The organism is Pseudomonas sp. Tav-5-1A, from assembly GCF_055755055.1.
Genome location: NZ_CM146901.1, coordinates 2,022,354 through 2,040,019, shown reverse-complemented (window position 1 = coordinate 2,040,019; position 17,666 = coordinate 2,022,354). Strand labels below are relative to the sequence as shown.

The 17,666-nt window shown below is 64.5% G+C and carries 16 protein-coding genes; 8 read left to right on the top strand and 8 right to left on the bottom strand.

The features are described from left to right. Positions 1-324 precede the first annotated feature (324 nt). Positions 325-1,989, top strand: coding sequence for an electron transfer flavoprotein-ubiquinone oxidoreductase (locus AC0J42_RS09255; protein WP_473005927.1), 1,665 nt, complete (start codon positions 325-327; stop codon positions 1,987-1,989). Positions 1,990-2,150: 161 nt separating this feature from the next. Then, entirely contained in the window at positions 2,151-2,375 is a 225-nt protein-coding gene (locus AC0J42_RS09250) for a hypothetical protein (protein ID WP_416423258.1), read from the top strand. Positions 2,376-2,387: 12 nt separating this feature from the next. On the opposite strand, the gene AC0J42_RS09245 is transcribed toward AC0J42_RS09250, so the two are convergent. Beyond that, on the bottom strand, positions 2,388-3,272 hold the full coding sequence (locus AC0J42_RS09245; protein WP_416423257.1) for a LysR family transcriptional regulator: 885 nt from the start codon (positions 3,270-3,272) through the stop codon (positions 2,388-2,390). A gap of 108 nt (positions 3,273-3,380) precedes the next feature. Between AC0J42_RS09245 and argC the strand changes: the two genes are divergently transcribed. From argC to AC0J42_RS09220, 5 genes are all read left to right on the top strand, one after another. Then, positions 3,381-4,301, top strand: coding sequence for an N-acetyl-gamma-glutamyl-phosphate reductase (gene argC, locus AC0J42_RS09240; RefSeq protein WP_473005925.1), 921 nt, complete (start codon positions 3,381-3,383; stop codon positions 4,299-4,301). 228 nt (positions 4,302-4,529) lie between these two features. Further along, entirely contained in the window at positions 4,530-5,984 is a 1,455-nt protein-coding gene (locus AC0J42_RS09235; protein WP_416423255.1) for a DUF3375 domain-containing protein, read from the top strand. Further along, the gene (locus AC0J42_RS09230; protein WP_473005923.1) at positions 5,981-6,724 is read left to right on the top strand and encodes a DUF4194 domain-containing protein; all 744 of its coding nucleotides are present in this window, start codon (positions 5,981-5,983) and stop codon (positions 6,722-6,724) included. Before AC0J42_RS09235 ends, AC0J42_RS09230 begins: the two co-directional genes overlap by 4 nt. Next, a complete protein-coding gene (locus AC0J42_RS09225; protein ID WP_473005922.1) occupies positions 6,717-10,097 on the top strand; it encodes an ATP-binding protein in 3,381 nt (1,126 codons plus the stop codon). Before AC0J42_RS09230 ends, AC0J42_RS09225 begins: the two co-directional genes overlap by 8 nt. Further along, positions 10,094-11,284 carry a Wadjet anti-phage system protein JetD domain-containing protein gene (locus tag AC0J42_RS09220; protein WP_416423252.1) on the top strand — a complete coding sequence of 397 codons (1,191 nt, stop codon included), beginning with the start codon at positions 10,094-10,096 and terminating at the stop codon, positions 11,282-11,284. The genes AC0J42_RS09225 and AC0J42_RS09220 overlap by 4 nt, the downstream gene beginning before the upstream one ends. Before the next feature lie 7 nt (positions 11,285-11,291). Here AC0J42_RS09220 and AC0J42_RS09215 read toward each other — a convergent pair whose 3' ends face one another. Beyond that, positions 11,292-12,182 (bottom strand): DMT family transporter, encoded by an 891-nt coding sequence (locus AC0J42_RS09215; protein WP_473005920.1) that lies wholly within the window; start codon positions 12,180-12,182, stop codon positions 11,292-11,294. Between the two features lie 132 nt (positions 12,183-12,314). Here AC0J42_RS09215 and AC0J42_RS09210 point away from each other — a divergent pair, with 132 nt between their 5' ends. Then, positions 12,315-12,752 carry an Lrp/AsnC family transcriptional regulator gene (locus tag AC0J42_RS09210; protein ID WP_473005919.1) on the top strand — a complete coding sequence of 146 codons (438 nt, stop codon included), beginning with the start codon at positions 12,315-12,317 and terminating at the stop codon, positions 12,750-12,752. Between the two features lie 7 nt (positions 12,753-12,759). Here the strand turns inward: AC0J42_RS09210 and AC0J42_RS09205 are convergent, their stop codons facing one another. From AC0J42_RS09205 to AC0J42_RS09180, 6 genes are all read right to left on the bottom strand, one after another. Further along, positions 12,760-13,161: a type II toxin-antitoxin system HicB family antitoxin gene (locus AC0J42_RS09205; protein WP_473005918.1), complete on the bottom strand. Its 402-nt coding sequence runs from the start codon at positions 13,159-13,161 to the stop codon at positions 12,760-12,762. Positions 13,162-13,217: 56 nt separating this feature from the next. Further along, the gene (locus AC0J42_RS09200) at positions 13,218-13,400 is read right to left on the bottom strand and encodes a type II toxin-antitoxin system HicA family toxin (RefSeq protein ID WP_473005917.1); all 183 of its coding nucleotides are present in this window, start codon (positions 13,398-13,400) and stop codon (positions 13,218-13,220) included. Between the two features lie 160 nt (positions 13,401-13,560). Next, entirely contained in the window at positions 13,561-14,361 is an 801-nt protein-coding gene (locus tag AC0J42_RS09195; RefSeq protein ID WP_416423247.1) for an IclR family transcriptional regulator, read from the bottom strand. Between the two features lie 64 nt (positions 14,362-14,425). Next, positions 14,426-15,736 carry an MFS transporter gene (locus AC0J42_RS09190; RefSeq protein ID WP_416423246.1) on the bottom strand — a complete coding sequence of 437 codons (1,311 nt, stop codon included), beginning with the start codon at positions 15,734-15,736 and terminating at the stop codon, positions 14,426-14,428. Positions 15,737-15,857: 121 nt separating this feature from the next. Beyond that, positions 15,858-17,006, bottom strand: coding sequence for a galactonate dehydratase (dgoD, locus tag AC0J42_RS09185; protein ID WP_416423245.1), 1,149 nt, complete (start codon positions 17,004-17,006; stop codon positions 15,858-15,860). 39 nt (positions 17,007-17,045) lie between these two features. Next, positions 17,046-17,666, bottom strand: coding sequence for a 2-dehydro-3-deoxy-6-phosphogalactonate aldolase (locus AC0J42_RS09180; RefSeq protein WP_473005913.1), 621 nt, complete (start codon positions 17,664-17,666; stop codon positions 17,046-17,048).

Sequence of the window (17,666 nt, the reverse complement as noted above, 5' to 3'; positions counted from 1 at the left end):
TGCGCGGCTCTGGCCTGGCTTTTAGAGATGCTCTTGCAGCCTCAGGACAACCTGCGGCAAATGCAAAACCGCCCGTATCTTGACCGCTACGCCCGGACCGGTCAACAACCGGAACCCGTCGGTCATGCCCCCGCCCCCAGCGAATTTACTGGCCTGGGACAAATTCAAACAAACGTTTGTATTGGACCCTGCCGGTGGTGTAGATATAATGCGCGGCCAAAGAGATTGCCCTGTAGTGCGTCCACGGGTGTGCTACACCGCACCCCACGCCAGAAAGCGCAACGCCATTAGAAAAAACTGTGAGCCTTGAGTAGGAGAGAACCTGTGGAACGCGAATACATGGAATTCGACGTGGTCATCGTCGGGGCCGGCCCCGCTGGCCTGTCCGCCGCCTGCCGCCTGAAGCAGAAAGCTGCTGCAGCGGGCCAGGAAATCAGCGTCTGCGTGGTGGAAAAAGGCTCCGAGGTAGGCGCCCACATTCTCTCCGGCGCGGTGTTCGAACCCCGCGCGCTGAACGAGCTGTTTCCGGACTGGAAAGAGCTTGGCGCGCCGCTGAACACCCCGGTTACCGGCGACGACATCTACGTGCTGCGCAGCGCCGACAGCGCCACCAAGGTGCCTGACTTCTTCGTGCCCAAGACCATGCACAACGAAGGCAACTACATCATTTCCCTGGGCAACCTGTGCCGCTGGCTGGCCCAGCAGGCCGAGAACCTGGGCGTAGAGGTGTACCCGGGCTTCGCCGCCCAGGAAGCGCTGATCGACGAAAACGGCACCGTGCGCGGCATTCTCACCGGCGACATGGGCGTTGACCGCGAAGGCCACCCCAAGGACGGCATGTACACCCCCGGCATGGAACTGCGCGGCAAGTACACGCTGTTCGCCGAAGGCTGCCGCGGCCACATCGGCAAGCAGCTGATCAAGCGCTACAACCTGGACAGCGAGTCCGATGTGCAGCACTACGGCATCGGCCTGAAGGAAATCTGGGAAATCGACCCGGCCAAGCACAAGCCAGGCCTGGTGGTGCACACCGCCGGCTGGCCGCTGGACATCATGAGCACCGAGAACACCGGCGGCTCGTTCCTCTACCACCTGGAAAACAACCAGGTGGTGGTCGGCCTGATCGTCGACCTGTCCTACGGCAACACCTTCCTGTCGCCGTTCGACGAATTCCAGCGCCTCAAGCACCACCCGGTGCTGAGCCAGTACCTGGAAGGCGGCAAGCGCATCAGCTACGGCGCCCGCGCCCTGGCCAAGGGTGGCCTCAACTCGCTGCCGAAAATGGTCTTCAACGGTGGCGCGCTGATCGGCTGCGACCTGGGCACCATGAACGTGGCCAAGATCAAGGGCAGCCACACCGCGATGAAATCCGGCATGCTGGCCGCCGACGCCGTGGCCGAGAAGCTGCTGGCCGGTAGCGAGGGCGGCGACCTGCTGAACAACTACGTCGACGCGTTCAAGGCCAGCTGGCTGTACGAAGAGTTGTTCGCCAGCCGCAACTTCGGCCCGGCCATGCACAAGTTCGGCCCGCTGCTGGGTGCCGGCTTCAACTGGCTGGACCAGAACATCTTCGGTGGCAAGCTGCCCTTCACCCTGCACGACACCAAGCCCGACTACGCCTGCCTGAAGCTGGCCAAGGACTCGACCCGCATCAAGTACCCAAAGCCCGACGGCAAGCTGAGCTTCGACAAGCTAAGCTCGGTGTTCCTCTCCAGCACCAACCATGAAGAGGAACAACCCTGCCACCTGAAGCTGAAGGACCCGAGCATCCCGATCAGCACCAACCTGCCGCTCTACGATGAACCGGCGCAGCGCTACTGCCCGGCGGGCGTGTACGAAGTCATCACCCAGGAAGACGGCGAGAAGCGCTTCCAGATCAACGCCCAGAACTGCGTGCACTGCAAGACCTGCGACATCAAGGACCCTTCGCAGAACATCACCTGGGTGACCCCGGAAGGCGGCGGCGGCCCCACCTACCCGAACATGTAATCCGGCCCATGCATGGCGCCATGACATCATTCGTGTCAGGCGCCATACACCGCCGAAATGCTTCCGATACCCGAATTTACTGGAGTTCACCCCGCCCCTGCCGATAGAAAAGGCATCAGGGCAGTGAGTGAATCACGGCCTTCAGTATCGGAGTCATTACCATGCACATCGAACGCCTGGGCACCATCCAGGACGACCTGGAACACACCGCCGCCCACCTGGAAGCGCTGTCGCGCATGCTGCAAGGCCACGCGCTGTTCCTGCGCCACTCCACCTACGCCGACAACTCCGCCGACATCGATTACATTGAGCGCCACCTCAGCGGCCTGGCCGCCTCGGTAACCGATTTGCGTGGCGTGGCCCGCAACATCGCCAAGGTCGCCTGACCCGCCACACCGCTACTCCACCTGCAACGCCCACAACACTTCCAGCACATGCCGGGTCGCCCTTTCGACTTCACCGGCACGATGAACGATGCCCAATTGCCGGGACAATTCGGGCTGCAACGGCCGCATCAGCATGCGCGCGTCCGGCAGTGGCGTGGACGCCTCGTGGGGCAGCAGCGTGGCGCCGTAGCCCGCCGCCACCAGGCTCTTGATCGCATCGTTGTAGTTGAGCTGAATACGCGGCGTGGGTTGCTGGCTGTCACTGGCGAACCATTCGGCGGTGAGCCGCGACAGCCGCGTGGTGCTGTCGTTGAGGATCAGCGGCTGCGCGGCCAGCCACGCTGGCGTGACGACGTCGGGCACCTGCCACGCCGCCGGCAGGAACGCCATCACCGGGTCGCGGCGCCAAGGCTGGATCTGCACGCCCTTGACCGGCAACTGCGGTAGCGCAATCAAGCCGATGTCCAACGTACCGGCGGTCAGCTGCCGCAGGGTTTCCTGGGACGTCAGCACCGCCACCTGCACGTCGATGCCGGGGTGGCGCTGGCCCAAGGTCTCCAGGGCCTGGGGCAGCAGCTGCGCAATCGCCCCGGTGGACGCGCCCAGGCGCACCCGGCCCGCCAGCCCCTGCACCTGGCGCTGCACATCCTCCAGCGCCTGCTGCGCATCCAGCAACAGCCGCCGGGCACGCTCCACCAGTGTCTCGCCGATGGCCGTGGGCAGCACCCGCCCGCGCGCCCGTGACAACAACGCCCCGCCCACCCGCGCCTCCAGGTCGGCAATGTGCAGGCTAACCGTGGGCGGCGCCAGGTTCAGCGCCCGCGCCGCTTCCGCGAACGACCCCAGGTCGGCGATCACCACCAGGGTGCGCAGGCGGTCGAGGCTGATTTCACGCATGCTTTTTTACCTTCAGGAAAACTGAACGTGGCCGTTGCCAAATTCAACTTTCCCTATGCTACCGATGAATCGAAGATAGCGGCAGTCACTTCTTGCGAGCAGCGAAACATGAGCACCCCACTGATTTTCATCGACGGCGACCAGGGCACCACCGGCCTGCAGATTCACCAGCGGCTGCGGCACCGCACCGACCTGCAACTGCTGCGCCTGGACCCACGCTTTCGCAAGGACCCGCACCACCGCGCCGAAGCCATCAACGCCTGCGACCTGGCCATCCTGTGCCTGCCCGACGACGCCGCTCGCGAAGCCGTGGCCAGCATCCACAACCCGTCGGTGCGGGTGATCGACGCCAGCTCCGCCCACCGCACCCAGGCCGGCTGGACCTACGGCTTCGCGGAAATGGGCAGCGCCCAGGCCCAGGCCATCCGCACCGCCACCCGCGTCAGCAACCCGGGCTGCTACCCCACCGGCGCCATCGGCCTGCTGCGCCCGCTGCTGCAGGCCGGCCTGCTGCCGGCGGACTACCCGATAAGCATCAACGCAGTCTCGGGCTATTCAGGCAAGGGCCGCGCCGGGGTAGATGAGTACGAAGGCGAGAACGCCACCCAGGCGCCGCCGTTCCAGGTCTACGGCCTGGGCCTGAACCACAAGCACGTGCCGGAGATCGCCCAGCACAGCGGCCTGCTGCATCGCCCGGTGTTCGTGCCGGCATACGGCGCGTTCCGCCAGGGCATCGTGCTGACCATCCCACTGCAGTTGCACCTGCTCAAGGCCTCTGCCCAGCAGCTGCACCAGTGCCTGGCCGACCACTACGCCGGCCAACGCCACGTCAGCGTCATGCCCCTGGCCGACAGCAAGGCCCTCGCCCTGCTCGACCCGCAGGTGCTCAACGGCACCGACGACCTGCGCCTGATGGTCTTCGAACACGGCCAGCACGTGCTGCTGGCGGCGGTCTTCGACAACCTCGGCAAAGGCGCCGCGGGCGCGGCCGTGCAAAACCTCAATCTGATGATCAACCAAACCCCGTAGCAGCTGCCGCAGGCGGCGTCCTGCCCCTGGTAGCACCAGGCACACCACGGCGTGCAAGACGCGGCCTTGCGGCCGCTGCTACAGGGGTAGTGCGCTCGAGTTTGGTAACACTTCTCGGAAATTTCTCCATACCACTTAATCGTTCTCCTACAACGTCGCGCTAAAGGCTGGTCCATAGTTGCGGTTGCAGCGCACTTTTTGCCCTGGCAATCACGATAGGGAACGACCATGTCCGTGCATGAGCAGCAAGCCCGGTATCGACGACTTTTTTCCGAACACGCCGCCTGGCGATTGCTGCACGCGGATCATGCCCCCATCATCCTGGCGTTCATCAATGACCTGTTCCACGAAGACCGCGAAGTGCCGTTCGGCAAGGCACGGGTGGCGCTGGAAACAGAGCTGCCCCTGTGGCAGGAACTGTACGGCCTGCAGGACAATGCAGGCATTCATCTGCGCAACTGGATTCACGCCGGCTGGCTGCGCGAACACGATGACCAGCTGACCCGCACCGACGCTTTCGAACTGGCCATGCGCTTCGCGCAAAGCCTCGAACACCGCGACAGCAGCGCCACCGCCTCGCACCTGCGGATCGTCCAGGACGCGGTGCGTGACCTGGCCACTGCGCTGAGCCCGGACCCCAAGGAACGCATCACCCTGCTGCAGGCCCGCCGCGACGAGCTGGACCTGCAGATAGAGCAACTGCGCCGGGGCGAGCTGACTCAACTCAACGACGCCGAGCAACGCGAACGCATCCGTGGCCTGTATCACCTAGCCGCCGTGCTCACCGGCGATTTCCGTCGTCTCGAAGACGAGATCCGCCAACTCGACCAGACCCTGCGCGTGCGCATGATCGAATCCGAGTCAGGCCGCGGCGAGGTGGTGGAAGCCTTGCTCAAGCATGAAGACCAGCTGCTGCAGACCGATGCGGGCCGGGCCTTCGATGGCTTCTACCGGCTGTTGTGCGACCAGAACCGCATCGTCGAATTTCGCGAACAGATCCGCTCGATCCTGGCGCGGCCGGCCGCGCACCACCTTGAGCGCGACGAAGTCCGGTACCTCGGCCATCTGGTACGGGAGCTGAGCAAGGAAAGCGAACGAATATTCCTGGTACGACGCCGCACCGAGGAAAGCCTGCGGGCCTTCGTTGAAAGCGGCGCACAACAGGAGCGCCGCGCGGTGGAACGCACCTTGCGGCAACTTGAACGCCTGGCGGTGGGGTTCAAGGAACTGGACCTCAACTTCCGCCAGCCCATCGCCCTGCCCATTCCCACGGGTAGTTTCAAGGTGCACTCCCCTTCCAGCCTCCACCTGCGCTTGCCGGAGGAGCGCGTCGACACCCGCGACGTGGCCGTCACCCGCAACGCCACCGCAGCGAGCCAAGGCATGCTCGACCATCTCGACAGCGTGAAGGTGCTGGAACTGGCAGAAGCGCTACGGGCCCTGCTGGCCCGGCACGGCCCCCTGTCAGTGGCCCAGGTGGCCGCGCACCGCCCGGTCACCAGCGGCCTGGAGGAGCTGGTGGCCTACGTGCGAATCGCCAAGGCCACCAAGGCCGTGGAGCTCGATAGCTGCGAAAGCGTCGGCGTAACCGATCGGACAGGCCAGCGCATCAACGTACGGGTGCCTTACTTGTTGATGGCCGCCGACAACTTTCCCGACAAGCCGGAGGACCTGGGTTTATGAGCCAGGAAGAAAAAAACCTGCAGGGCTCGTCGCTGTTCGACCGCTTTCGCCCCGCCGAAGCAGAAGATGAATCGGCCCTTGAAGCCGCGGATGAGCCCGCTGCAACGCAGCAGGCGCAGGGCCAGGCCGATAGCGAGATGCCAGTGGAAGCCCGCCGGGCGATGGTCCTGCTGTTGCACCAGGGCGTGGTCATGGCCAGCCAGAAGCGCCTGGCCTACGACGCACTGTGCCTGCATGAAACAGCCATCACCCAGCACCTGGCGCGGATGTTCCTGCACCTGATCCTCGACCGCCGCGCGGGCATCGCCATCCTCCTGCAGCAGGACGACGCCCTCGACGACACGGACTCCGACGAACAGTATTCGATGGTCAACAAACGCACCCTGACCCTGTACGACACCTTGCTGTTGCTGGTGCTGCGCAAGTACTACCAGGAGCGCGAAACCGCCGGCGAGCAACGCATCATCATCGCCACCGAGCAGATCGAGGCTTTGATGACACCCTTCCTGCCCTTGACTCAAAGCACCCGCGGCGAGCGCCGCTCGTTGAGTGGCGCGACCAAGTTCCTGCTCGAAAAACGCCTGATCAGCACGGTACGCGGTGACAACGACCGTTTCGAAGTGACCCCGGTTATTCGCTACGTGGTGAATGCCGACTTCCTGGACCGCCTGCTGGTCGAATACCAGCGCCTGGCGGGGCCCGATGCCGCAGCACCTGCCGAGGAGAATAACGATGAATGAGCATGATGCCGTGCAGCCTGGTGATTTGTTTGGCACCGGGCAGATCCGCCTGGCCGAGCTTTCGGTCTACAACTGGGGCTCGTTCCACGGCCTGCACACCGCGCTGATCAACCCTGACGGCACCCTGATCACCGGCGACAACGGTGCCGGGAAATCGACCCTGATCGACGGCCTGATGGCATTGCTGCTGCCGCCCAGCAAAGCTTCGTTCAACATCGCCGCCGCCCAGGGCGACCGCACCGACCGCACGCTGATGTCGTACATTCGCGGCAACTACGGCAAGGTGCATGACGGCAATGACACCGCCTCACTGCTCAAGCGCCCCGGCGCCACCGCCAGTGCGCTGCGGGCCTGCTACAAGGGCGACGACGGCTCCGAGATAGTGCTGGCCACGCTGTTCTGGACCACCCAGGCAAGCAATGCGGCGGACAGCCTGAAACGCCTGTTCATCATCGGCAAACGCCCTGTCACGCTGGAAGAAATACTGCATCAATTTGGCGAGGGCGATGTTCGGGCACTCAAGCAACATCTGGGCGAGGCGCCAGGGCTTGAGTGGTTCGCCACGTTTACCGAGTACCAGGAAGCCTTCACCCGCCTGCTGCGCATGGAAAACCGCAACGCCCCAGCCCTGCTTTCACGGGCCTTGGGGCTGAAGAAAATCGATGACCTGACCGGGCTGATCCGCGACCTGGTGCTGGAGCCCAGCAGCGTCAAGGAGCATGCCGGGCTGGCGGTGCGCGAGTTTGACGACCTGGTAAGCATCCACCGTGAGTTGACTGAAGCCCGCAGGCAGCGCGATACCCTGGCGCGCCTGCCGCAGGTCAGCAATGACCTTGCCGAGGCGAGGCTGCAACTGGTCGCCCTGACCAGAGAAGCGGTGGCGCTGCCCATCTATTTTGCAGAGCAATGCCATCGTTTGTGGAGCATTCGCCTGGCTGACCTGGAGGCACAACTGGCCCGGTTGTTGGCGCAGCAAAACCAGTTGGACAGCCAATTGGTGGACGCCGACGAGCGCGTGCAGATGCTCTATCACGCCTACCAATCCCAGGGCGGCGAGCGGCTGGAGGGGCTCAAGCGCGACGTGCAGCAAGCCCGCCAGCGCTTCGGGGATACCCAGCGCAACGCCGTGCACTACCAGGAAACCTTGCGCGCGCTGGGCCAGGCCGACGCCCTGGGCGCGGACAGCTTCCAGCAGCATCAGGCCAGGGCGCAAGCCTTCGTCAGCGACTACCCGGCGCAGCGCGAAGCCAGCCAGGACAGCTTCGCAGACTCCGCCAGCCAAATGACCACCGCGCGCGCGCAGGCCAAGTCGCTGGCCACGCACATCGCCGAACTAAAGGCTCGGCCCAACTCCAACATTGATCCTGCGTACCAGAAGCTCCGCGACGAACTGGCGGGCAGCCTGCAGCTGGAGGCCACCCGCCTGCCCTTTGTCGGCGAGTTGCTGGACGTGCGTGAAGAACATGCGCCCTGGCGCGGCGCCATCGAGCGGGCGCTGGGCGGCCTGCGTACTACCCTGCTGGTGGACGGCGAGCATTTTCGCCTGGTAACCCGTTGGCTCAACAGCCGGCACACCGGCCTGCACGTCCGCGTTCAGGTAGTGGGCCAGGCCGGGGCCGCCGCGCAGTTCAAGCCCGACGGCTACCTGCGCAAGCTGGAATGGAGCGCCCACGCCTACCGGGACTGGCTGAAACACCACCTGGCACGCTTCGACCTGCACTGCGTGGACAGCACGCAACAGCTGGACGACACCCCTTTTTCCATGACCATCAAGGGCCTGGTCCACCTGGACAAGGGCAGGTTCGAGAAAAAAGACCAGCAGGCCATCGACAATCCTCGAAACTGGTGCCTGGGCTTCAACAACCACGCGCGCCTGCAGGCGCTGGAAGCGGATGAAGCAGCCCTGCAGGCGCAGCAGCAGGTGCTGAACCAACAGGTGGCCGACGCACGTGCCACCATGGACGCCTTGGCTGAAACCAATACTCGGTGGGAAACGATTGCCACCACCCCATGGGCGTCCGTTGACGTGCTGTCGGTCCAGCAGCGCATGGAGACGCTGGCCGCCGACCTGCAGGCCCTGGAAGACCCACGCAGCGAGCTGGGGTTGGCCAAGGCGCAGTGGCAAACGTCCGTTGACGCGCGCGAGGCCCTTCGCGCCGACAAAGCGTCTACCGGCACGAGCATCGGCAGCGCCACCACCCAATGCAACGAGGCCAGGCGCCAGCTGCTGAACCTGTCCGGCATTGTCCAGGCAGGCATCACCGATGACGTCCGCGACATCCTCACGCAACGCATCGGCTCGTTGCCGATGGCTTCCCTGGACGATGCCGCCCGCCTTGAGCGAGAGCAGCGTACAGCCCTCGACAAGGCCAGGGAAAAGACCGCAGCCAGCGAACTGACCGCGTCGAATGAAGCCAGCAGCATCGTCGCCACGTTCAAGAGCCAATGGCCGCTCATCGCCAACGATTGGGTCAGCGGCACCGAGGGGCTGGGCGAGTACCTGGACTACCTCGGGCAGCTGGAAAACGAAGGCCTGCCCGAACTGGTGGAGCGCTTCCGCGAACGCCTCAACCGCAACGCCACACAATCGCTGGCGCAGATACGCCAGGCCATCGACGCTGAACGCGAGGACATTCGCGATCGCATCGACACGATCAACAGCGTGCTCGAACGTACCGAGTTCAGGCAGGGTAGCCACCTGCGCCTGGGCAGCAGAAGCGAGATTTTCGAGCATGTGAAGGCGTTCAACCAGCAACTCACCAGCGTGCTGGCACGCGCCGGCAGCGATGACCACGATGCTCGCTTCCAGCAACTGCAGGCGCTGGTCACGACGTTGCAGAAAGCCACCCAACCCGCCACGTCAGGCACCATGGAGAGCCTGCGCCTGCTCGATTCACGCTACCAGCTATCGTTCTTTGCCGAAGAAATCGACAAGGCCGATGGGTCGATTCGCGATGTCCTGGATTCGTCCAGCGGCAAGTCCGGGGGCGAGAAAGAATCGTTCGCCGGCACCATTGTGGCGGCCAGCCTGGCCTACGTGCTGACGCCGGACGGCTGCCAGCAGCCTATCTATTGCACGGTGTTCCTCGACGAGGCCTTTTCCAATACCGCCGAGGCCGTGAGCCGCAGGGTGTTGAAGGTGTTCAAGGCGCTGCAGATCCACGTCAACCTGATCACACCCTATAAAAACCTCAACCTTGCCCGCGAGTCGGCGCGTTCGCTGTTGATTGCCGAGCGCGACCCGCTCAGCCATGAAAGCCGGCTGTGCGAGATGACCTGGGAAGAAATTGACCAGCAACAGGCGCAGCACCGTGCGGCAAAAGCAGAAGCCGACGCCGCGGCGCTAGGCATCGAGCCGGAGTTGACTGAATGACGACGTGGGGAAAGATGCCCGAGCAGGTCATCGAACATTTATCCCGGGTGGAGTGGCAGCATCCCACCAGGCTACGCGAGCGCCTGGAAGGCAAGCGCAAATTCCCGATCGTGTGCAGGCTCAACCCACCTTCCGGCTCCCTCGCCTTGGCGGACATCAGGCAGTTTCATGCCTACATCAACGCCTGGCGCAGTTGGCCCTGGCCGGACCTTGTCACCTGGGTGAACCGCAGCTTCCGCCAGTTGGGCGAATGTGAAGTCCCCGTGGTGGTGCGCATCGGCTCGGTGCAACAACTGATCACGGTGCTTGGCGATGACGCCATCGCCCGCAGCAAGGCGTGGGAGGTGCGCCTTGAACCACTGCTGGCGCTGGATGAAAGCCTTTACCCTGCGCTGATCAGGCAGCTGGTTGCCCTGGAGCGGCTGACGGTCGAAGACGTGCGGTTGCTGGCAGCGGTCATTCCCCAGCTGCAGCGCGGGCTTGGCCAGGGGCGTTACCTGCGCGCCATCCCCCTGGTGGGCGTCGACACCAAGTTCGTGGAGCTCAACCAGGCGCTGATCGTTGCCTTGCTCGACCAACGTCACGGCCAGCAGGTGTCTGCGCAGGGCGGCCTGGAAGCATGGCTGGGGTGCCGGCCCACCCCGTCGAACTGGCTCACGGTAAAACCATTGTGCACAACCGCCAGGGTGAGGCTGGCGGGGCTGGGCCTGTTGAAGTTGCCCTTGGAGCAGTTGCTTGAATACCCGCTGCCTGCCAGCAACATCCTCGTTGTGGAAAACCTGCAGGCAGGGTACGAACTGCCCGAGCTGCCAGACACCATTGCGGTCTGTGGCGGCGGCGCCAATACCGCGTGGCTGCGGGCGCCCTGGCTGGAGGGCAAACGCATCGGCTATTGGGGCGACCTGGACACCTGGGGCTTCAAGCTGCTGGCCGATGCCCGGCGCCATCAACCTCACGTGCAGGCGCTGTTGATGGACAGCGAAACGCTTGCGCGCCATCGACAGCGCGGCTGCGCGGAACCCGCCCCGGCACAAATGCCCACTACGGGCCTGTGCGCCGCCGAGCGTGCAACGTTCGACAGCCTGCGCAACGGCCAGCTGGGCATTGGCAGGCTGGAGCAGGAGCGCCTGTCGCAAGATTGGGTACACCACGCCCTGAAGCAGTGGGCAGCATCGGCTGGGGACTGATGTGCACTCAGTGCGCGTTGGCCTGCCGGGCACGGCGCAGGCCCCAGCCCTGCTGCATGCCCGCGGCGGCCAGCAGAATGGCCGCCACACCCACCCATTGCAGGGCATCCAGGCGGTGCCCGAACGCAAACCAATCGACGAAAATGGCCACGATCGGGTAGATGAAACTCAAGGCCCCGGTCAACGCCGTCGGCAGCTTTTGAATAGCGCCATACAGCAGCACGTACATCAGGCCAGTGTGCACCATGCCCAGCGTCAGCAGCGCGCCCCAACCGTGCAGCGCATGGGGAAACGCCGACAGATCCGCCAGCGGCGCCAGCAGCACCGCGCCGGTGCTGACCTGCACCAGTGCGATCAAATGCGGCGGCACGCCCTTCAGGCGCTTGATGATCAGCGCCGCGATGGCATACAACGCCGCCGCCCCCAGCGCCATGACGATGCCCATCAGGTAATCGCCACCGCCCTGCCCGCCATGGGCGCTGACGATGGCCAGCATGCCGGCGAAGGACACCGTCAGCCAGAACAGCTTCTGCGCGGTGATCTTCTCGCCGAGGAACATCGCCCCCAGCCCGACCAGCATGAACGGCTGCACGTTATACACCGCCGTGCCAATGGCGATGGACGCCCGCGAGTACGAGCCGAACAGCAGCAGCCAGTTGCCGACAATGGCCACGCCGCTGAGCACCGCCAGCAGCAACGTGGTGCGGGTCAGCAGACCAGGCCGCAAAAAGCCCATGGCCGCGCACACCACCAGCAGCGTCAGCGCGCCGAACACGCAGCGCCAGAACACCACGTCCAGCACCGGCTGCCCCGAGAGCATCACCAGCCAGCCAATGGTGCCGGAAATCAACATGGCCGCGACCATTTCCAGGGTGCCGCGCCGCAGTGAATTGTCCATCTACATTCTCCTTTGCAATGGGCAATATTATGCTCGGCGCCCGCGCGCGGATTCCATGAAAAAAGCAAGGTGAAATGGGCGATACGGCTTTACTATCAAGGCATTCGGCAGCTTTTGCCTAAGGAGCGAAACATGACTGATGACATCGACCAGCGCCTAATTGCCGCCCTGATGGAAGACTCGCGCCGCTCGCTCAAGGCCCTGGCGCAACTCACCGGCCTGTCCGCCCCCAGCGTTGCCGAGCGCCTGCGCAAGCTGGAAGAACGCGGCGTGCTCAAGAGCTACACCGTCGAAGTCGACCCCAAGGCCTTCGGCTACCAGCTGCAAGCCATCGTCCGCATCCGCCCGCTGCCGGGGCAACTGCAGGTGGTGGAACGGCAGATCCAGCAGATCGCGCAGTTCACCGAATGCGACAAGGTCACCGGCGACGACTGTTTCATCGCCCGGTTGCATGTGCGCAGCATCGAGGAACTGGACACGGTATTGGATGGCCTGAACGCCTACGCCGAAACCAATACCGCGATCATCAAGAAGAGCCCGGTGAAGCGGCGATTGCCGCCGATGGGGTGATGGGTGGTCAGATCGACAACTCGCGTAGGGCAGCCGCTGCGAGAAACCCAGACCGTGACTTGTAGCGATGGTCGCGGCTAACGGTCTGGTCTATGCGTTGCAGGAGATGCTCGGGCAAAGTAGCGTTGAAACGCACGGACTTACCAAAATAGGGGGTCAGATCAATCTCGACGAATGCCCAAAGGCCGCCCGCAAAGTCAGGATTGGAAATATGCAAGTCTATATCGCGAGATGTCGGCAAAGGCTCACCATCGATGACCAGCCCTTCAAAGTGTAAGGCCATGGCTTCCTCCACGCTTGCTAGCGCCTCGGCGACTGTCGCCCCTGCTGAAAAACAGCCAGGAACGTCGGGCACTGACACCCCATATTCGGAGCCTTCATCTTTATGCAGGACCACTGCAAATTTCATAGGGGGCCACCTGTCTGTTGGAACCAAGTCCGATGTTATCTGGTGGACCTGGCTGATCATTTCAGACCCGCCTGTTTCAGAATGCTGTTGATCGTCCCTTTTGGCAGCTCGCCGTCTGGATGCTTGATCGTGACGCGCCCTGACTTGCGCGGGTGCTTGTACTGATGATGACTGCCGCTGACCGCCACCAGATACCAACCATCCTGCATGATCCATCTGATCATTTCCCGACTTCGCATAATCCATGCCTTGATCCTCCGTTGCAAAGCGAAGGATACAACCAGGACCAGTATCAATACACACGATACACACAATGTAAGAAAATTTATAGCTCATCCACCTCATCGCCGCTGCCGCGAGCTGCGACTACGAGGTAGAACGTACCGCGAAGCATGGCGCCTATCCGCCCCCCACCTCAGCCGATATCCCCGCCGCCGCCTTCTGCACCACCGCCACCAACCCTTCCATCTTCTCCAGCGACATGTACGGCACCGTGCTGGCCACGCTGATCGCCGCCACGATGCGTTTGCTCGCATCGCGAATCGGCGCTGCCACGCAGCGGATGGAGGGCTCGTTGTCTTCCAGGTCGAAGGCGTAGCCGCCCCGGGCGTAGGCCTGCATGCGCGCGTGCACCTGCTCCCAGGTTTGCTCGGGGTGGTTGGGCCACAGGGCGTTGTGGCCGGCGGCGGGCAGGCTGATTTCGTACAGGTGGTGCCACTCGGCGGGCGAGGCGTCCAGCAGCAGCGCCTTGCCGATGCCGGTGCGCGCCAGCGGCATGCGGTGGCCGACCCGCGAGCGCATTTCCGGGCCGTTGCGGCCGGGGGTCTTGTGCAGGTAGAGCACGTCGTCGCCGTCGCGCACCGCCAGGTGGATGGTGTCGCCGGTCAGCCGCGACAGCTCGTCCAGGTACGGGCCGGCAAGCATCACCAGGGGCACTTCCTCGCGGGCCTGGAAGCCCAGTTCGATCAGCTTGGGGCCCAGCAGGTAGCCCACCTGGGGCAGCACGCGCAGGTAGCGTTCGTCCACCAGGGCGCTGGCCAGGCGGTGGGTGGTGCTGCGGGTGGTGCCGACGTGCCGGGCGATTTCCTTGAGGTCGCGGGCGCCGTCGGCCACTGCCTGAATCACGGCCAGGCCGCGCATCAGGGTTTGCGTGCCGGCGGGGGCGGCCTCCTTGGCCTGCGGGGTGACGTCGTCCTGCATGGGCAAATCCTGTAGTGAGTACGTGAGCAGGCGCATTATGTGCGCCCGCCCCCGCCTGTGCCAGTCACAGCTGGATGCGTTCGACCTTGCCGACCAGCACGATGTACGACAGCGCGCCCAGCAACGCCATCACCGCGATGTAGGTGATGGCCGGCGCGAACGAATCGCCGCTGGCCAGGAAGCCGATGGCGATGGGCGTGGTGATCGCCGACAGGTTGCCGATGAAGTTGAACACCCCGCCGGTCAGGCCCAGCAGGCGCGCCGGGGCCAGGGTGGAGACCAGCGACCAGGTGATCGACGCCAGGCCGTTGCCGAAGAACGCCACCGCCAGGCAGGCGATCACCACCGCCGTGGACTCGGCGTAGTTGGCGCCGATGATGCAGGTGCTGATCAGCAGCCCGCCGATGATCGGCAGCTTGCGCGCCAGGCCGATGCTGGCGCCCCGGCGAATCAGCCAGTCAGAGAAGAACCCCGAGCACAGCACGCCGACGAACGCCGCCAGGAATGGCAACGACGCGAGCATGCCGGACTTGATGAAGTCCATGCCGCGGTATTTAACCAGGTAGGTGGGGAACCAGGTCAGGAAGAACCACAGGGTCGAGTTGAGGCAGTACTGGCCCAGGTAGATGCCCCACAACTTGCGCTTGCTGAGCACGATGCCCAGGTCAGCCCAGCTGAAACCGGGCTTGGCGGCCCGTGCCGAGGCCTGCATGTCCACCAGGCCGCCGCCTTCGCTGATCAGCCCGATTTCGGCGTCGTTGGCGCCCTTGAAGTCACGCGGCTCGCGGTACACCGCGAACCATACCAGCGCCCAGGCAATGCCCAGCACGCCGGTGGCGACGAACACCATGTGCCAGCCGAAGGCGTGCTGCAGCCAGGCCAGCACCGGCGTCAGGAACGCCAGGCCGACGAATTGCCCCGAGGTGTAGAAACCGATGGCGGTGGCGCGCTCGCGTTCCGGGAACCAGGTGGTGACCACACGGCTGTTGATGGGGTAGGCCGGTGCTTCCAGCGCACCCACGGCCATGCGCAGCACGAACAGGGCGATGAAGCTGCCGGCGAAACCGAGCATTACCGTGGCCACCGACCACAGCGCCAGGGCAACGCTGTAGAGGATGCGCGGCGGCACCCGGTCCACCAGCCAGCCGCCCGGGATCTGCATGGCCGCGTAGGTCCAGCCGAAGGCGGAGAACACCAGGCCCACGTGCACCGGGTCGATGCCCAGGTCGCTGGTCAGCGCCGGGGCGGCGATGGACAGGTTGCTGCGGTCCAGGTAGTTGATCACCACCGTGATAAACAGCAGCACCATGATGAAGAAGCGCTTGCGGCTTGGCGTAGCCAACGCCGCCTGCGCGGGGAGAGTCTGGGTGTGCATGGGCAACATGCCTCATTCTTATTGTTTGGCCTGTGGGAGCTGGCTTGCCAGCGAGCTGTTGAGGCCCAAAAACTCGCTGGCAAGCCAGCTCCCACAGTAAATCGCAGCTACAGGTGGCGGGTTACCACTCGGCGAAGCTGCCGTCGGCGTGGCGCCAGATCGGGTTGCGCCAGCGGTGGCCCACGGCGGCGCGCTCCTTGACGTACTCTTCGTTGATCTCGATGCCCAGGCCCGGGCCGTTGGGGATCTTCACGAAGCCGTTGTCGTAGTCGAACACCTCGGGGCGCTTGACGTAGTCCAGCAGGTCGTTGCTCTCGTTGTAGTGGATGCCCAGGCTCTGCTCCTGGATGAACGCGTTGTAGCAGGCCGCGTCCAACTGCAGGCACGCTGCCAGGGCGATCGGGCCCAGCGGGCAGTGCAGCGCCAGCGCCACGTCGTAGGCCTCGGCCATGTTGGCGATCTTGCGCGTCTCGGTGATGCCGCCGGCGTGGGACGCATCAGGCTGGATGATGTCGACGTAGCCCTCGCTGAGCACGCGCTTGAAGTCCCAGCGCGAGAACAGCCGCTCGCCCAGGGCGATGGGCGTACTGGTCAGCGGCGCCAGCTCCTTCAAGGCCTCGTAGTTCTCGCTGAGCACCGGCTCCTCGATGAACATCAGCTTGTACGGGTCCAGCTCCTTCATCAGCACCTTGGCCATGGGCTTGTGCACACGGCCGTGGAAGTCCACGCCGATGCCGACGTTGGGTCCCACGGCATCACGCACGGCGGCGACGTTGGCCAGGCACAGGTCGACCTTGTCGAAGGTGTCGATGAACTGCAGCTCTTCGGTGCCGTTCATTTTCACCGCGGTGAAGCCACGGTCCACGGCCTCGCGGGCGGCCTTGGCGGTGTCGGCCGGGCGGTCGCCGCCGATCCACGAATACACGCGAATGCGGTCGCGCACCTGGCCGCCCAGCAGGTCGCTGACCGACACGCCCAGGGCCTTGCCCTTGATGTCCCACAGCGCCTGGTCGATACCGGCCAGCGCGCTCATGTGGATGGCGCCGCCGCGGTAGAAGCCGCCGCGGTAGAGCACGGTCCAGATGTCCTCGATGTTGCGCGGGTCCTTGCCGATCAGGTAGTCGGACAATTCCTCGACGGCTGCCGCCACGGTGTGCGCGCGGCCTTCCACCACGGGCTCGCCCCAGCCGGTCACGCCCTCGTCGGTCTCGACTTTCAGGAAGCACCAGCGCGGCGGCACGATAAAGGTGGTCAATTTGGTGATTTTCATCGCTTGTCTCTCTTGTCGATGTTTTGTAGTCGCAACGAATCAGTGCAGGCGCTTCCAGGCGGCCACGTAGGCCTTGGCCCGGGCGCCGACGTCGGCGGCGCTCATGCCCGGCTTGAACAGCCCCGAACCCAGGCCGAAACCCTGGACCCCGGCCTCGACGAACGGCGCCATGTTGTCCGGGCTGATGCCACCCACCGGAATCAGCGCGGTGCCCTTGGGCAGCACCGCCAGCAGCGCCTTGACCACGCCAGGGTTGAGCGCTTCGGCAGGGAACAGTTTCAGCGCGTCGGCGCCCTCCTCCAGCGCCGCGAACGCCTCGGTGGGCGTGACCACGCCGGGCGACAGGTACAGCCCGGCCGCCTTGGCCGCGCGCAGCACCTTGGCGTCGCAGTGGGGCATCACGATCAGCTGGCCGCCAGCGGCCTTGACCTGCTGCACCTGCTCGGCGGTCAGCACCGTGCCGGCGCCGATCAGGCAATCGGCCGGCAGGCTGTCACGCAGGATGCGAATGCTGTCGTAGGGATTGGGGGAATTGAGCGGCACCTCGATGATGCGAAAACCTTCGGCGTACAGCACCTGGCCGATGGCCTGGGCTTCGTCGGGGCGAAGGCCGCGCAGGATCGCGATCAGGCCGTTGGCGGCGAGCGCTTGCTTGAGCAT

What these genes read in the sequence shown, in the direction of transcription:
- AC0J42_RS09245 (WP_416423257.1), bottom strand. Translation starts at nt 3,272, where the DNA reads ATGCGTGAAATCAGCCTCGACCGCCTGCGCACCCTGGTGGTGATCGCC.
- AC0J42_RS09200 (WP_473005917.1), bottom strand. Translation starts at nt 13,400, where the DNA reads ATGCGAAGTCGGGAAATGATCAGATGGATCATGCAGGATGGTTGGTAT.
- AC0J42_RS09225 (WP_473005922.1), top strand. Translation starts at nt 6,717, where the DNA reads ATGAATGAGCATGATGCCGTGCAGCCTGGTGATTTGTTTGGCACCGGG.
- AC0J42_RS09235 (WP_416423255.1), top strand. Translation starts at nt 4,530, where the DNA reads ATGTCCGTGCATGAGCAGCAAGCCCGGTATCGACGACTTTTTTCCGAA.
- AC0J42_RS09210 (WP_473005919.1), top strand. Translation starts at nt 12,315, where the DNA reads ATGACTGATGACATCGACCAGCGCCTAATTGCCGCCCTGATGGAAGAC.
- AC0J42_RS09180 (WP_473005913.1), bottom strand. Translation starts at nt 17,666, where the DNA reads ATGCTCAAGCAAGCGCTCGCCGCCAACGGCCTGATCGCGATCCTGCGC.
- AC0J42_RS09215 (WP_473005920.1), bottom strand. Translation starts at nt 12,182, where the DNA reads ATGGACAATTCACTGCGGCGCGGCACCCTGGAAATGGTCGCGGCCATG.
- AC0J42_RS09250 (WP_416423258.1), top strand. Translation starts at nt 2,151, where the DNA reads ATGCACATCGAACGCCTGGGCACCATCCAGGACGACCTGGAACACACC.
- AC0J42_RS09190 (WP_416423246.1), bottom strand. Translation starts at nt 15,736, where the DNA reads ATGCACACCCAGACTCTCCCCGCGCAGGCGGCGTTGGCTACGCCAAGC.
- AC0J42_RS09230 (WP_473005923.1), top strand. Translation starts at nt 5,981, where the DNA reads ATGAGCCAGGAAGAAAAAAACCTGCAGGGCTCGTCGCTGTTCGACCGC.
- AC0J42_RS09220 (WP_416423252.1), top strand. Translation starts at nt 10,094, where the DNA reads ATGACGACGTGGGGAAAGATGCCCGAGCAGGTCATCGAACATTTATCC.
- dgoD (WP_416423245.1), bottom strand. Translation starts at nt 17,006, where the DNA reads ATGAAAATCACCAAATTGACCACCTTTATCGTGCCGCCGCGCTGGTGC.
- AC0J42_RS09205 (WP_473005918.1), bottom strand. Translation starts at nt 13,161, where the DNA reads ATGAAATTTGCAGTGGTCCTGCATAAAGATGAAGGCTCCGAATATGGG.
- argC (WP_473005925.1), top strand. Translation starts at nt 3,381, where the DNA reads ATGAGCACCCCACTGATTTTCATCGACGGCGACCAGGGCACCACCGGC.
- AC0J42_RS09195 (WP_416423247.1), bottom strand. Translation starts at nt 14,361, where the DNA reads ATGCAGGACGACGTCACCCCGCAGGCCAAGGAGGCCGCCCCCGCCGGC.